Source organism: Streptomyces sp. NPDC092369, assembly GCF_044755245.1.
Lineage (GTDB): Bacteria > Actinomycetota > Actinomycetes > Streptomycetales > Streptomycetaceae > Streptomyces.
Genome location: NZ_JBIVQP010000004.1, coordinates 98,222 through 114,312 on the forward strand (window position 1 = coordinate 98,222; position 16,091 = coordinate 114,312).

Annotated in this window: 4 protein-coding genes; all 4 read left to right on the forward strand. The window is 72.7% G+C overall.

What is annotated here, in order from left to right:
• Genes ACIQI8_RS24310 through ACIQI8_RS24325 form a run of 4 tightly spaced genes read left to right on the forward strand, consistent with a single transcriptional unit; the run spans window position 1 to window position 16,065 of the window.
• Window positions 1–219: an MbtH family protein gene (locus tag ACIQI8_RS24310; protein WP_402354389.1), complete on the forward strand. Its 219-nt coding sequence runs from the start codon at window positions 1–3 to the stop codon at window positions 217–219.
• On the forward strand, window positions 219–3,467 hold the full coding sequence (locus tag ACIQI8_RS24315; RefSeq protein ID WP_402354392.1) for an amino acid adenylation domain-containing protein: 3,249 nt from the start codon (window positions 219–221) through the stop codon (window positions 3,465–3,467). The genes ACIQI8_RS24310 and ACIQI8_RS24315 overlap by 1 nt, the downstream gene beginning before the upstream one ends.
• The gene (locus tag ACIQI8_RS24320; protein ID WP_402354395.1) at window positions 3,464–8,113 is read left to right on the forward strand and encodes an amino acid adenylation domain-containing protein; all 4,650 of its coding nucleotides are present in this window, start codon (window positions 3,464–3,466) and stop codon (window positions 8,111–8,113) included. The genes ACIQI8_RS24315 and ACIQI8_RS24320 overlap by 4 nt, the downstream gene beginning before the upstream one ends.
• A complete protein-coding gene (locus ACIQI8_RS24325) occupies window positions 8,110–16,065 on the forward strand; it encodes an amino acid adenylation domain-containing protein (RefSeq protein ID WP_402354397.1) in 7,956 nt (2,651 codons plus the stop codon). The genes ACIQI8_RS24320 and ACIQI8_RS24325 overlap by 4 nt, the downstream gene beginning before the upstream one ends.
• Window positions 16,066–16,091: the final 26 nt, after the last annotated feature.

Consider the following 16,091-nt stretch of genomic DNA (forward strand, 5'->3'; position numbering starts at 1 on the left):
ATGGCCAACCCGTTCGACGACGAGAACGGCGTCTTCCACGTGCTGGTCAACGACGAGGGCCAGTACTCCCTCTGGCCGGACTTCGTGCCCGTCCCGGCCGGCTGGACCGGCGTCCACGGCCCCGACACCAGGGCCGCCTGCCTGGACCACATCGAACAGCACTGGACGGACATGCGCCCGCGCAGCCTGGCCGAGGCCATGAGCCGGACCGAGGCCTGATGGCGGCCCGCCCGGGCGTGGAGGACGTACTCCCCCTGTCGCCGATGCAGGAGGGGATGGTCTTCCACGCGCTCTACGACGATCACGCCCAGGACGTCTACACCGGGCAGCTCACCATCCGCCTCGAAGGCCCGCTGGACCCCGACCGGATGCGCACCGCCGCCGAGGCGCTGGTCGCCCGGCACGCCAACCTGCGCGCCGCGTTCCGCACCCAGCGCTCCGGCCGCCCGGTCCAGGTGATCCGCAGCGAGGTCCGCGTCCCCTGGGCCGTGACGGACTTCTCGGCCCTGCCGGGGCCGGAGCGCGACACGGCCTTCGACCGGTTCCTGGCAGCGGGCCTCGACCAGCGCTTCGACCTGGCCCGCCCACCCCTGCTGCGGTTCCGGCTGGTCGTGTTCGGCGATGGGGACCACCGACTGGTCGTCTCCTCGCACCACTTGCTCTGGGACGGCTGGTCGGCGCCCGTCCTGGTACGGGAGCTGTTCCAGCTCTACACCTCGGCAGGTGACCCCGCCGCGCTGCCCCGCGTCCGGCCCTACCGCGACTACCTCGCCTGGCTCGCCCGCCAGGACCACGAGGCCGCCCGCACGGCATGGATCGCTTCGCTGAGAGGACTTGACGAGCCGTCACTCGTCGCGCCCGAGGCCCAGGGCAAGCCCGCCGGGCAGCCCGAGAGGTACGTCCTGGAACTCGCCGAGCGGGACACCACGGCACTGAACACCGCCGCCCGCGCCCACGGGCTCACCGTCAGCAGCGTGCTCCAAGGACTGTGGGCCGTCCTGCTCGCCCGGCTGACCGGCCGCACCGACGTGGTCCTGGGCGCCACCGTCTCCGGCCGCGACGCCGACGTGCCCGGCATCGAATCGATGGTCGGCCTGTTCATCAACACCCTGCCCGTACGCGTCCGGTTGCGCCCCGCGGAACCGCTCGCGGACCTGCTCCGGCGGGTCCAGACCGAGCAGTCCGCACTGCTGGACCACCGGCACCTCGGCCTCGCCGACATCCAGCGCGCCGCCGGACACACCGTGCTCTTCGACACCCTGCTGGTCTTCGAGAGCTATCCGATCGACGACGACGGCATCGCCCGCGCCCTCGACGGACCGCGCATGACGGACGTCTCCGTGCGCGACGCCACCCACTACCCGCTCGCTCTCACCGCGCTGCCGGGACCGGGCCTCACCCTCACGTTCAGCCATCAGCCGAACGCCCTGGACCACGAAGCGATCGTGCGCGTCGCCGAGCAACTCCTCCAACTGCTCGACGACTTCACCCACCACCCCGAACGGCCCGTCGCCGAACTCTCCCTGCCGGACCAGGACGAGCAGCCCGCCGCGGACACCGTCCGCCCCCTGACGCACCCCGCGGTCCGCGCCCTGTTCGAGGAACAGGCCCTCCGCACCCCTGGCGCACCGGCCGTACTGCACGGCGACACGACTGTCACCTACGCCGAACTCAACGCCCGCGCCGACCGGTTGGCGGCAGCCGTGAACGCCCGCGGCGCGGGACCCGAGTCCGTGGTCGCCGTCGCGCTGCGCCGCGGCCCCGACCTGGTCACCGCACTCCTCGCGGTCCTCAAGGCGGGCGCCGCCTGTATGCCGGTGGACCCGGCCTACCCGGCGGACCGCATCGCCCTGATGCTCGGCGACGCAAGGCCGCGGCTGGTGATCTGCGAGCCGGACACGGCCCAACAACTCGGCATCGCCCCGGACGTGGTGTGCACCCCGGACGCGTCGACCGATCTGCGAGGACCGCGCCCGCCGCTGTCACCCGAGAACCCCGCGTACGTCATCTTCACCTCCGGCTCCACCGGCCGCCCCAAGGGCGTGCTCGGGACCCAGCGCGCGCTCGCCAACCGGCTCGCCTGGGGGAGGGAGTTGCGGAAGGGCGGCACTCCAGGGGTACGCCTCGCCAAGAGCCCGATCAGCTTCATCGACGGACTGACCGAGCTGCTGGGCGCCTTGGTCATCGGCGACGCCGTGGCGCTCGTCGACGACGACGCGACCGGCGATCCGGCCGCCCTCGCGACCGTCACGGACCGGCACCGGGCCACCGCGCTCACCGCCGTCCCCAGCCTCTACTCCACCCTGGTCGAATCCGCCCCGCCGGACAGCTTCGCCTCCGTCCGCACCTGGATCGCCAGCGGCGAACCGCTCCCCGCCGAACTCGCGCAGTCCATCGCGCGACGCTGGCCGACAGCCCGGCTCGTCAACCTGTACGGCTGCTCCGAAGCGGCCGGCGACAGCCTGATGCACGTGTACGAGGGCGGCGACGGACCCGTCCCGCTGGGGCAGCCCATCGCGAACACCCGCGCCCACGTCCTCGACCCGTTCCTGCGACCGGTCCCGATCGGTGGCACCGGCGAGCTGTACCTCGCCGGTGACGGACTGGCCCGCGGCTACCTGGACCAACCCGGCGGCACCGCCGAGCGCTTCGTCGCCGACCCCTTCGGCCCACCCGGCGGCCGCCTCTACCGCACCGGCGACCTGGCCCGCCAACGCGCCGACGGCACCGTCGAGTTCCTGGGCCGCGCCGACGATCAGGTCAAGATCCGAGGCTTCCGAGTGGAGCTCGGCGAGATCGAGGCGGCGGTCCGCGCGCTGCCGGGCGTGGCCCGGGCGGCGGTCGTGGCGAGGGAGGACGGGCCGGGCGCGCGGCGACTGGTGGCGTACGTCGTACCGACGGCGTCCGACGCGGCTTCCGTTCCCCATGTCGACGCGGCATCCGTTCGCGCCGCCGATGCCGCTCCCGTCACAGCTCCCGCCCTCGACGCCCTGGCCCTGCGCCGGGCGCTGGCCGAGCGACTGCCCGCCCACCTCGTACCGTCGGCCGTCGTCATTCTCGACGCCCTGCCCCTCACCCCCAGCGGCAAGGTGGACCGCCGCGCCCTGCCCGCCCCGGACTTCACGGAAGCCAGCACCTTCGAACCGCCGCGCACCGAACCGGAGAAGGTCCTGTGCGGGCTCTTCGCCGAGGTGCTCGGGCTGGAACGGGTGGGCGTGCACGACGACTTCTTCGAGCTCGGCGGCGACAGCATCGTCTCGGTGCGGCTGGCCGACCGGGCCCGCCGGGCCGGACTCGGACTCTCGCCCCGGGACGTGTTCACCCGGCGCACCCCGGCCGGTCTCGCCGAGGCCGCCCGAGACGAATCCGGGCCGCCGCAGGAGGAGTTCACCGCGACCGCCGCACCGCTGGTGTCGCTCAGCGCGACCCAGCTCGACAACGTCAAGGCCAGGTGGAGGAGTCGATGAGCAAGGAGCCCGGGGACGACGGTTCCCTCGTCGAGGACGTCCTGCCGCTGTCCCCGCTGCAGCAGGGACTGCTGTTCCACGCCCTGTTCGACGAGGGCGCCCAGGACGTCTACACCATGCAGACCCTGGTGGAGATCGAGGGACCGCTCCGCCCCGAACTGCTGCGCACGGCCGCCGAGGAGCTCTACGCCCGGCACGCCAACCTGCGCAGCGCCTTCCTCCACGAGGATCTCGACGAACCGGTCCAGGTCGTCCTCAAACAGGTCGCCGTCGACTGGAAGGAGGCCGCCACCAGCGCGGCGGCGGGCGCATGCGGAGAGACGGCCGGTGCGAGCGGCGAGGAGGCCGAGGTCACCCTCCTGGCCACCGCAGACGCCACCGCCCGCTTCGACCTCACGGATCCACCCCTCCTCCGCCTCACCCTGGTCGACCGCGGCGCCGACCGCTGGCTGCTGATCCTCACCAACCACCACCTCCTGCTGGACGGTTGGTCGATCCCGCTGCTGGTGCGCGAACTCCTCCAGCTCTACGCGGCCCAGCTCGCCCCCGGCCGCACCGCACCCCTGCCCGCCGTACGCCCGTACCGCGACTTCCTCGCCTGGCTCGCCTCGCGGGATCGCGACGCGTCCACGCGCGCCTGGCGGAAGGCCCTCGCCGGGTCCGCACCGACGCTGCTCTCACCCGCCACCGCAGGCCTGGTACCGGTCACCCCCGAGCTGCACACCCTGCGGCTCTCCGAAGAACTCACCGGGCAGGTCGAGGAGTTGGCGCGGCGGCGAGGCGTCACCGTCAACACCGTCGTACAAGGACTGTGGGCACTCCTGCTGGCCCGCCTCACCGGCCGGGAGGACGTGGTGTTCGGTGCGACCGTGGCAGGGCGGCCCGCCGAGCTCGCGGGCGCCGAATCCATGATCGGTCTCTTCATCAACACCGTGCCGGTCCGGGTCGCCGTGCCGCCGGGTGAGACGGCGGGCGCGTTCCTGCGCCGACTCCAGGACGAGCAGGCCCGGTTGATGGACCATCAGCACCTGGGCCTCACTGAGATCCAGCGCCTGGCCGGCGCGGGCGACCTCTTCGACACACTGCTCGTCTTCGAGAACTACCCCATCGACCAGCAGGCGGTCGCCGAGGCCGAGGCACAGTCCGGCCTGCGGATCGTCGACGTCAAGGGCGCCGGCGCCACGCACTACCCGCTGACCCTGGCTGTGCTCGCCGAGCGCCAGCTCGGTGTCGTCTTCGAGTTCCGGCCCGACTGCTACGGACGCCCGGCGGTCGAGGAACTGGCCGCCCGCTTCGAGTGGATCCTCCGTACAACCGTCTCGGCGCCCGACACCCCGCTGGCCGCACTGGACATCCTCGCGCCCCAGGAGCGGGCCGAGTTGCTGGCGGCGGGCGTCGGAGAGCGGCTGCCCGTGCCGTACGCCACCATGCCGGCGACGTGGGAGGCGCAGGCGGCCCGTACGCCCGACGCCGTCGCGGTGGTCGGAGCGGGGGAGCGGCTGACCTTCGCCGAGTTGAACTGCCGCGCCAATCAACTCGCCCGGCTCCTGGTCGAGTCGGGTGCGGGACCGGAACGGTTCGTCGCGTTGGCGCTGCCACCGACCCCGGACACCCTCACGGCGCTGCTCGCGGTGCAGAAGACCGGTGCGGCCTATCTGCCGCTGGACCCGGCCTGGCCGGGCGAGCGGATCGCCGGGATGCTCGCGGACTCCCGCCCGGTCGCGCTGTTGGCCACCGAGGACACCGTGCCCGACGCGGACGCCCTCGTCGGTGTGCCGCTGCTCCTGCTCGACGACCTCGGCGTCCGGCAACGCCTCCACGCAGCGGACGACACCGACCTCACAGACGCCGAACGGCCGGCACCGGTGCACCCGGAGCACCCCGCCTACGTCATCTACACCTCCGGCTCCACCGGGCGCCCCAAGGCCGTCGTGATCCCGCAGCGAGCCATCGCCAACCTCTTCGCCGCCCACAACGCGGCCCTGCACAACCCGGCCCGCGCGGCGGTCGGCGGCCGGCCGCTCCGGATCGGACACGCCTGGCCGACCGCCTTCGACGCGTCCTGGCAGCCCATGCTGTGGATGTTCGCCGGACACGAACTGCACCTCGTACCCGAGGACGTCCGCCGCGACCCCGACGCGCTGCGCGCCTTCCTCGCCGAGCACGCCATCGAGTTCATCGAGCTGTCGCCGTCCCTGCTCGCCGAGGTGGTCGCCCAAGACAGTGACTGGCAGGCCGAGTTGAAGGTGCTCGGCGTCGGCGGCGAGGCCGTACCGCCCGACCTGTGGCGCACCCTGCGGGCCACCGAGGGACTGGCCGCCCACAATCTCTACGGCCCCACCGAATGCACCGTCGACTCGGCCGATTGCGACCTCGCCCTCAGCGACCGTCCCGCGATCGGCCGCCCGGTGGCCGGCGGCACCCTGTACGTCCTCGACGGACACCTCAACCCCGTCCCCACCGGAGTCGACGGCGAGCTCTACATCGCCGGCGAGGGACTGGCCCGCGGCTACCTCGGCCGCCCCGGCGCCACCGCGAGCCGCTTCGTCGCCGATCCGTTCACCGACCGGCCCGGCGCCCGTATGTACCGCACCGGCGACATCGCCCGGTGGACCGAGGACGGCCTGGTGGAGTGCCTGGGCCGGATCGACGACCAGGTGAAGATCAGGGGCTACCGGATCGAGCCCGGCGAGATCGAGGCGGTGCTGCTGGACCACGAGTCGGTGGAGCGGGCCGCGGTGGTCGTCCGCGAGGACACGCCCGGGGTGCGGCGGCTGGTCGCGTATGTCGTGCCGGCGGGCACGGGTACGGGTGCGTCGGGTACTGGCACGTCGGGTGGTGCCGGACCTGCGGCCGCGCCCGACGGCTCGGACATCGCCGTTGCCGCGGCTCCCCAAGACACGGCCGAACGGCTGCGCCGGGACGTGGCCGCCGTACTCCCCGACTACATGGTCCCGTCGGCCTTCGTCACGGTCGACGGCTTCCCGCTCACCCTGAACGGCAAGCTGGACACCGCCGCGCTTCCCGTCCCGGCCCGGTCCGCCGGACCCGCGACGCAGCCGCCGCGCACCCCGGTCGAGGAACGGCTCGCCGCGCTCTTCGCCGACGTGCTCGGCCTTGACACGGTCGGCGTGCACGACAGTTTCTTCGTCCTCGGCGGCGACAGCATCGTGTCCATGCGGCTGGTCTCCCAGGCCCGCGCCGCCGGACTGGGCATCTCGCCGAGAGACGTCTTCGAGCACCCCACGGTCGCGGGACTGGCCGAGCGCGCGGGGAGCAACGGCACCCGGAAGCGGACCGCCGACCCCGATGCCGGAACCGGCGAGATCCCGCTCACCCCGATGCTGACGTGGCTCACCGAACAGGGCAGCTCGTTCCGCGCGCTCAGTCAGGCCCGGTTCCTGCGGACGCCTGCCGGCATGGACCTCGGCGGGCTGCACCGCACCGTCCAGACCGTCCTGGACCGGCACGACCTCCTGCGCGCGACCTTCGCCCCGGCGGACGACGGGACGTGGAACTTCCGCGCGGCGCCCGTCGGTTCGGCCCGAGCGGCAGACTGTGTACGACGGATCGACGCGGAGCGCCTCGACCACACCGCCGTCGGGACGCTGGTCCCCGAGGCGTTCGACGAACTGGTCGCCGAACTCGACCCGGCGACCGGGGCGGTGGCCCGCTTCCTGTGGTTCGACCCCGGAGAGAGCCGCGAGGGACGGCTGCTGGTCGTGCTGCACCACCTGGTCACCGATGCCGCCTCGTGGGGCGTTCTGGTGGCCGAGCTCGCCGCGGCCTGGGACGGATCTCCGCTCGCACCACCCGGTACGTCCTTCAAGGAATGGGCAAAGGCCCTGCGGACCGAGGCGCGGTCGCCCCGCCGTACAGCCGAACTCCCGCTGTGGCAAAACATCTTGAACCGGCCCGAGCCGCCCCTCGGACCCTCCCCACTGGACCCCGCCCTCGACACCAGGGCGACGATCCAGCGGCTGTGGACCACCCTCGGCCCCGACCTCACCGCCCCGCTCACCGCCACCCCCGCCCAGGAAGCGCTGCTGACCGCACTGGCGCTCGCCGTCCCGGACTGGCGGCGCGCCCTCGGCCGCCCGGCACCGGACGGGGACACCTCCCTCCTGATCGCCCTGGAGGGCCACGGCCGCGAGGAACAACTCCTCGCCGACGCCGACCTGTCCGGCACCCTCGGCTGGTTCACCAGTGTCTTTCCCGTCCGACTGGACCCGGGAGAGGGGTCCGGGGCGGACCAGGTCCGGCGCATCGGCGACCAGATCACCGCGCTCCCCGACAAGGGGATCGGGTACGGGCTGCTGCACTACCTCAACCCGGACACCGCCGCCACTCTGGCCGAACTCCCGCAGCCCCAGATCGAGTTCAACTACCTGGGCCGGATGACCATGGGCGAGCGGCGGGACAGCGACGCGTTCACCAGCGCTCCCGAGACCGGCGCCATGGGCAGTGGAGCCGACCCGGGCATGCCGGCCCCCTACCCGCTGGTCGTCGACGCGGTGATCACCGGTGAGGAACTGAGCGTCTGCTGGCAGTGGCCGGACCGGCTCTTCGCCGAGCCGGAGATCCAACGGCTGGCCGACGCCTGGGCGACCGCACTCGAACTGCTCCTGAAAGGCGGAGAGCTGTGACGGAGACACCCACGGCCACCCCCGGCGACCTCGCGGCCCGCAAGCGTGAACTGCTGCGCCGCAGGCTGGAGGGCGCCGGTCTGGCCGACGCCCCGGCGCGCTCCGAGCGGATTCCGCGGCGACCCGCCGACGCCGGACGCCTTCCGTTGTCGTACGCCCAGTCCCGGATGTGGCTGCTCCAGCAGCTCGACCCGACCAGCCCCGCCTACAACGTCTGCCTGGCCATCCGACTGCGCGGCGCCCTCGACGCGACCGCCCTGCGGACCGCCCTGCAGGGGTTGGTCGACCGGCACGAGGTGCTGCGCACCCGCTACCCGGTGTCGGCCGACGGCACGCCGGAGCAGGTGGTCGACGCGGTGGCCGAGGTGGCGTTCGAGACCGCCGACCTGGGCGAACTGTCCGAGGAGGAGCAGGACCGCAGGGCCGAGGTGCTCGCGCGGACCGCTTCGGCGACCTCGTTCGACCTCGCCGCCGACCACCCCGTGCGTACGCTCCTCGTCCGCCGCGGTGCGCAGGACCACACGCTCGTCCTGACGGTTCATCACATCGCTTGGGACGGCGGTACGTTCAACGCGCTCTCTCGTGATCTGAGCGCGCTGTACCAAGCGGCGGCGAGGGGCGCGGCCGCCGGCCTCGAACCCCTGCCCGTCCAGTACGCCGACTTCGCGCACTGGCAGCGCGACACCTGGACCGACGAGCGACTGGCCGACCACCTCGACCACTGGCGCACGGCGCTCGTCCCGCCGCCCGCCCCGCTGGCCCTGCCCACCGACGCCGCCCGCACCGCGCAGCCCAGCGCACAGGGCGACCGGCGCTTCCACACCTTCGCGCCCGATGTGACCGACCGGCTCACCGTCTTCGCCCGCAATGCCGGCGCGACCCCGTTCATGGTCCTCCTCGCCGGACTCACCGCCCTGCTGCACCGGACCACCGGCGCCACCGACATCCCGGTCGGCTCGGCCGTGATGAGCCGCGACCTTCCCGGCCTGGAAAAGCTGATCGGCAACTTCGGCAACACCCTGGCCCTGCGCGCAGACCTCGACGGCGACCCGGGATTCGCCGAACTCGTCGAGCGGGTACGCCAGTTGTGCACCGACGGCTACGCCCACCAGGGCATGCCGTTCGATCTCCTGGTGGAGCGCCTGCGCCCGGAACGCCATCCGGGCCGCGCCGTGTACTTCGACGTCATGCTGCTCTTCCTGACCCAGGGACTCGAAGGGCCGCGGCTGCCCGGAGTGACGGCCGAGTGGGAGACCGTCCACAACGACACCACCCAGTTCGACCTCTCCCTGGAGGCGTTCCACACCGCGGGGCGCCTGCGCGTCGAGGCCACCTACCGCAGCTCCCTCTTCACCCCGGAGTCCGTCGACCGCCTGCTGCGGCAGCTGGAGACGCTGCTGGGCGCGGCGCTGGCGGAGCCCGAACTCGCCCTCTCCCGCCTGCCCTTGATGACCGAGGCCGAGGAAGCGAGGGTACTGGCGGACTGGAACGCGACCGCGCATCCCGTCCCCGCCACCACTCTTGCCGCCCTCCTCGACGGGCGGGGGAACGTCGCCCCGGACGCCCTGGCTCTCGTCTCGGAGGCCACCGAACTCGACCACGCCGAGCTGCACGCCCGTGCCAACCGCCTCGCCCGCCTCCTGATCACCCAAGGCGTGGGCCCCGAGCGGCTGGTCGGCGTCGCCCTGGACCGTGGCCCGGACCTGGTGATCGCGCTCCTCGCCGTGCTGAAGGCGGGCGGCGCCTACGTCCCCCTGGACACCGGCTATCCCGCTGAGCGACTGGCGTTCATGATCCAGGACGCCATGCCCGCACTCATGATCACCTCCGGTGACGCCCTGCCCCCGCACGCGGCACCGACCCTGCGACTCGACGACCCCCAAACGCAGGCCCGGCTCACCGCCCTGGACCCCGCCCCACTCACCGACGGGGAACGGCTGGAGCCCCTCCGCCCCGCACACCCGGCCTACGTCATCTACACCTCCGGCTCCACCGGCCGCCCCAAGGGCGCGGTCGTCTCGCACGCCGCGATCGTCAACCGGCTGCTGTGGATGCAGGACACGTACGGACTGCGCCCCGAGGACCGGGTGCTGCAGAAGACCCCGGCCGGCTTCGACGTGTCCGTCTGGGAGTTCTTCTGGCCGCTGATCACCGGCGCGGCCCTGGTGCTCGCCCGCCCTGGCGGCCACCGCGACCCGGCGTACCTGGCCGAGCTGATCCGCGAACAGCAGGTCACCACAGCCCACTTCGTCCCCTCCATGCTGCGCGTCTTCCTCGACGACCCGGCGGCGCAGCGCACCCGGGGCATCCTGCGCCGAGTGGTCTGCAGCGGCGAGGCCCTTCCGTCGGAACTCGCCGACCGCTTCGCCCAACTCCTCGACGGCACCGAACTGCACAACCTCTACGGCCCGACCGAGGCCGCCGTGGACGTCACCGCGTGGCCCTGCGCCGAGGGCACGGGATCTGCCGCCGGCTCGGTGCCGATCGGCCGGCCGGTGTGGAACACCCGCACCCTGGTCCTGGACCCCACCCTGCGCCCGGTCCCGCCCGGCATCCCCGGCGAGCTGTATCTCGGCGGCACCCAACTGGCCCGCGGCTACCTCGATCGTCCCAGCCTGACCGCCACCCGTTTCGTCGCCGACCCCTACGGCCCGCCGGGCGCCCTCCTGTACCGCACCGGCGACCTGGTGCGCTGGACCGCGCAGGGGGCGTTGGAGTTCCTCGGTCGGGACGACGACCAGGTCAAGATCCGGGGCTTCCGGGTCGAGCCCGGCGAGACGGAGGCCGCCGCGGCCGCACTGCCCGGAGTGTCCCAGGCAGCGGTGACGGTACGTCAGGACGTGCCGGGCGAGCCGCGCTTGGTGGCGTACGTCGTCCCGCGCCCCGGCACCCGGCTGGACCCCCTCCAGGTCAGGCAGGACCTCAAGGCGACCCTGCCGGACCAGTCGCTGCCCGGCGCGGTCGTGGTCCTGGACGAACTGCCGCTGACCCCCAACGGGAAGCTCGACCGAACAGCCCTTCCCGCCCCCGACCTCGCGGCGCTCACCACGGCGACCGCGCCCCGCACCGAGGCGGAGGAGCAACTGTCCGCCCTCGTCGCCGAGTTGCTCGGACTGCCGACGGTCGGTGTGCAGGACGACTTCTTCGCCCTCGGCGGTCACTCCGTCCTGGCCACCCGCCTGATCGCCCGGATCCGGTCCGACCTCGGCGCGGACGTCCCGCTGCGCGCCGTCTTCGACACCCCGACGGTCGCCGAACTCGCCACGCTCCTCACGCCCGTCCTCGCCACCTCGGCCGAGCGCCGCCCCGCACTGCGCCCGACCCGGCGTCCCGACCTGGTGCCGCTGTCCTCCGCCCAGGCCAGGCTCTGGTTCCTGTCCCGGCTTGAGGGCCCGAGCCCGACGTACAACATCCACACCGCCATCCAGCTGTCCGGCTCGCTGGACCACACCGCGCTCCAGGCCGCGCTGAACGACGTCGTGGCCCGCCACGAGTCCCTGCGCACGGTCTTCCCCGACGACGACGGCACTCCCCGACAGGTCGTGCTGCCGGCCCGGGACGCGAAGGTGCCCTTCACCGTGCAGCCCGCCGGTGAGGCGGATCTTGACGCACTCCTGCGCGAGGAGGCCGCCCACGCCTTCGCGCTGGACGCCGAAATCCCCGTCCGCGCCACGCTGTTCGCCCTCGCTCCCGACGAGCACGTCCTGCTGCTGCTCGTCCACCACATCGCCACCGACGGCTGGTCGGCGGACCCGTTGCTACGGGATCTGGAGACCGCCTACGCGACGCGACGGGCCGACGCCGGCACCGCCCCGGACTGGCCGCCGCTCGCGGTGCAGTACGCCGACTACACGCTCTGGCAGCGATCGCTGGGCGGACAGGACGCGCAACTGGACTACTGGCGGCAGGCGTTGGAGGGGCTCCCGGAGGAACTCCAGCTGCCCGTCGACCGGCCGCGTCCCGCCGTACCCGGGTACCGGGCAGGCGCCGTCGACTTCACCCTCGACGCCGATGTGCACACCGCGCTGCGCGAGCTGGCTGCGGACACCGGCGGTACGGTCTTCATGGTCCTCCAGTCCGCCCTCGCCGTCCTGCTCGGTCGGCTCGGCGCGGGCGAGGACATCCCGCTCGGCACGCCGGTCGCCGGACGCGGTGACGCCGCTCTTGACGACCTTGTGGGCCTCTTCGTCAACACGCTGGTGCTGCGCACCGACCTCTCCGGCGACCCGACGTTCCGTGCGCTCGTCGCCCGGGTGCGTGAGGCCGACGTGGACGCGTACGACCATCAGGATCTGCCGTTCGAGCAGTTGGTGGACGCGCTCGCCCCGACCCGTTCGATGGGCCGCCACCCGCTCTTCCAGGTGATGCTCGCCCATCAGCAAGCCACCGACGAGACAAGGGACTTCGCCGGTCTCACCCTGCGCGAGCGACGGGTCGACTTCCACACCGCCAAGACCGACCTGGCCTTTCACCTGTTCGAGCGTGCGGAGGCCGGCGGGATCAGCGGGGCGCTGGTCTTCAGCCGCGACCTTTACGATCCCGACTCGGCGCGGGACCTGGTGGAGCGGTTCGTGCGGCTGGTCGGCCGGCTGGCCCGGCGACCCGACCGCCCGGTGGGCGAGGCCGACGTACTGACCCCGCACGAGCGGTCGTTGCTGCTGGGGGAGTGGAACGACACCGCGCACCCCATGCCCGCCACCACGCTGACCGCACTGTTCGAGGAGCAGGCGGCGGCGACGCCCGACCTCGTGGCCGTGGAGTACGGCACCGAGGACGGGCCGTCGCTCACCTACGCAGACCTCAGCGCCCGGGCCAACGCCCTTGCCGCGAAGCTCATTTCCCTGGGCGTCGGTCCCGAGCACCGGGTCGGCGTTCATCTCGAACGCTCGGTGGAGATGGTGGTCGCCCTGGTCGCCGTCCTCAAGGCGGGTGGTGCCTTCGTGCCGCTGGAGCCGTCCTGGCCGGCCCGCCGGATCGAGGAGGTGTCCCGCAACGCGGGGCTGACGGTGGTACTGGGGCGCGTCGGCGACACGGCGACGTCCGGTGGTCCGCCTCTGGTCGAGGTCGACCTGAGCGGGCCGGTGCCGGACGCGGCGGCCCCCGAGGTCGTCGTCGACCCCGAGGGACTCGCCTACGTCATCTACACCTCGGGCTCCACGGGGGTTCCGAAGGGGGCGATGATCCGTCACCGGGCCATCGCGCACCGGCTGTTGTGGCAGCGCGTGCTGCTCGGCTTCGGCACGGAGGACGCCGCGCTCTTCAAGGCGCCGCTCGGCTTCGACATCTCCATCAACGAGATCTTCCTGCCGCTGGTGCACGGCGGACGCGTGGTGATCGCCGAACCCGGCGGCGAACGGGACGTCGACTATCTGCTGGAGACCGTCGAACGACACCGGGTGACCTTCACCTACCTGGTCTCCTCGATGCTCGATCTCCTCCTGGAACAGGACGGGTTCGCCCGGCGGGCCGCGTCCCTGAAGCATGTGTGGTGCGGCGGCGAGGTGCTCACGCCCGAACTCTTCGCCCGCTTCCGGGCCGCGAGCCCGGCGATCATGTACCACGGGTACGGACCGGCCGAGGCCACCATCGGCGTCAGCCATGTCGTCTACCGCACGGGTGCGATGCGCAGCGCCGTCTCCATCGGCCGGCCCAACGGGAACACCCGGCTGTACGTGCTCGACGACCGGCTCCGGCCCACCCCCGTCGGTGTCCCCGGCGAGCTGTATGCTGGCGGCGTCTACCTCGGCCGCGGCTACGTGAACGACCCGCGCCGTACCGCCGACCACTGGGTGGCCGACCCCTTCGGCCCGCCCGGTGAACGGCTCTACCGCACCGGTGACCTGGTGCGCTGGCAGCGCGACGGGACTCTGGAGTTCCTCGGTCGTGCCGACAACCAGGTCAAGATCCGTGGCATGCGGGTGGAGTTGGAGGAGATCGAGGCCGTCCTGGAGCAGCACCCGGCCGTGCGGCGCGCGGTCGTGGTGATCCGGGAGGACGCGCCGGGGGTCAAGCAACTCGCCGGATACTGCCTGGCAGTTGGCGATGTGGGCGGCGAGGTCCGCACCTGGCTGCTGGAGCGGCTGCCGGAGCACATGGTCCCGCGCACGCTCACCGTCCTCGACGCCTTCCCGCTGCTGCCCTCCGGCAAGGTCGACCGCACCGGCCTGCCCGCCCCCGAGACCACGGCGGCCACCGCGACCCGGGCACCCGCGAACGAGCGCGAGGAACAGCTCACCGAGCTGTTCGCGAGCGTCCTCGGACTGGCGAGCGTCGACGTGGACGACAACTTCTTCGAGCTGGGCGGCGACAGCATCGTCTCCATCCGGCTGGTCACCCTCGCCCGCAAGGCGGGCCTCGACCTCAGCCCCCGGCAGGTCTTCCAGTCGCCCACCCCCGCGGGTCTGGCAGCGGCGGCCGGAAACGCAGCCCTTCCCGGGTCCGGCCCCGCCGATGAACCGGTGGGCGAGCTGGACCTCACCCCGGTCATGCACTGGACGGCAGGCCCCGACGGCTCCTACGGCGGCCTCGCTCAGGCTGTCCTGCTGACCACCCCGCCCGACCTCACCGACGAGACCCTCATCGCCGTACTCCAGGTTCTCCTGGACTGCCACGACATGCTTCGGGCGCAACTGACGGACGCCCGGCGGTTGGTGGTGCCGCCCGAGGGGACGGTACGGGCCGAGGACCTGCTGACCCGCGCGACCGGTGACGACCTCGACGCGCGGCTCGCCGAGGCAGCCGCCCGTCTCGACCCGCGCGCCGGCCGCATGCTGCAAGCCGTCCGCATCGAGGCGGCGGACGGTTTTCCCGGCCGACTGCTCCTGGTAGCCCACCACTTGGTCGTGGACGGCGTGTCCTGGCGGATCATCGGCACCGAACTGGCCGAGGCATGGGAGGCGGTCCGTGCCGGGACGGTCCCGCGACCCCGGCGCTCCGGCACCTCCTTCCGCACCTGGAGCGCCCTGCTCGCAGAGGAGGCCCGCAAGCCCGCGCGGCTGCGTGAACTGCCCTGGTGGACCGAAGCGTTGGACGGCGCGCGCCCCCTGTCGGAGCGCACGCTGGACCCGGACCGCGACACCGCGCGGACGGTACGGGAGCGGACCCTCGTCCTCCCTGAGGACATCACCGCGTCCCTCCTGACATCCGTCCCCGCCGCCTACCACGCGGCCGTCCCCGACGTACTGCTCACCGCCCTCGCCCTGGCCACCGCGGCCTGGCGGGAGGAGCGCGGCGACCTGACAGGCCGGTCGCTGCTCGTCGGTGTGGAGGGGCACGGGCGCGAGGAGGACATCGCCGACGGTGTGGATCTGTCGACCACGGTGGGCTGGTTCACCACCTTCCACCCGGTCGGCATCGACCCGGGTCCGCTCGACCTCGACGACGCGCTCGCAGGCGGCCCCGCCGTGGGTACGGCCCTCAAGCGCGTCAAGGAGCAGCTGCGGACGGTGCCCGAACGGGGCCTCGGCTACGGGCTGTTGCGCCACCTCAACCCCGATACGGCACCCGAGCTGGAGAAGTTGCCGCAGCCGCAGCTCGTCTTCAACTACCTGGGCCGGTTCGGCGCGGCCAACTCCGCCGAGGCGGCATGGGAGTTGGCGCCGGAGGCTCCGATGCTGCGCGTCCCGCCGGACGCCGACCGGCCCGTGGCCTTCGGTCTGGAACTGAACGCCGTCGCCGTCGAGGAGGCGGGCGGTACCCGGCTGCACGTCTCGGCCGCCTGGCCGGAGGCCTTCCTGACGGCAGAGGAGTCGGACCAGCTGCTCGCCCTCTGGGAACGCGCCCTGCGCGGTCTCGCCCGGCACGCCGACGGCTCGCCCGCCGGCGGGCTCACCCCGTCCGACCTCCCCCTGGTCGAACTGACCCAGGAAGACATCGACGACTTCGAGAACGACGACTTCGAGAGCGATTTCCGGAACGACTTCGAGAACGACTTTGAAAACGACGAGTTCTGAGGGACTCCGAGATGACACCCCAGACG

What these genes read in the sequence shown, in the direction of transcription:
- ACIQI8_RS24310 (WP_402354389.1), top strand. Translation starts at nt 1, where the DNA reads ATGGCCAACCCGTTCGACGACGAGAACGGCGTCTTCCACGTGCTGGTC.
- ACIQI8_RS24315 (WP_402354392.1), top strand. Translation starts at nt 219, where the DNA reads ATGGCGGCCCGCCCGGGCGTGGAGGACGTACTCCCCCTGTCGCCGATG.
- ACIQI8_RS24320 (WP_402354395.1), top strand. Translation starts at nt 3,464, where the DNA reads ATGAGCAAGGAGCCCGGGGACGACGGTTCCCTCGTCGAGGACGTCCTG.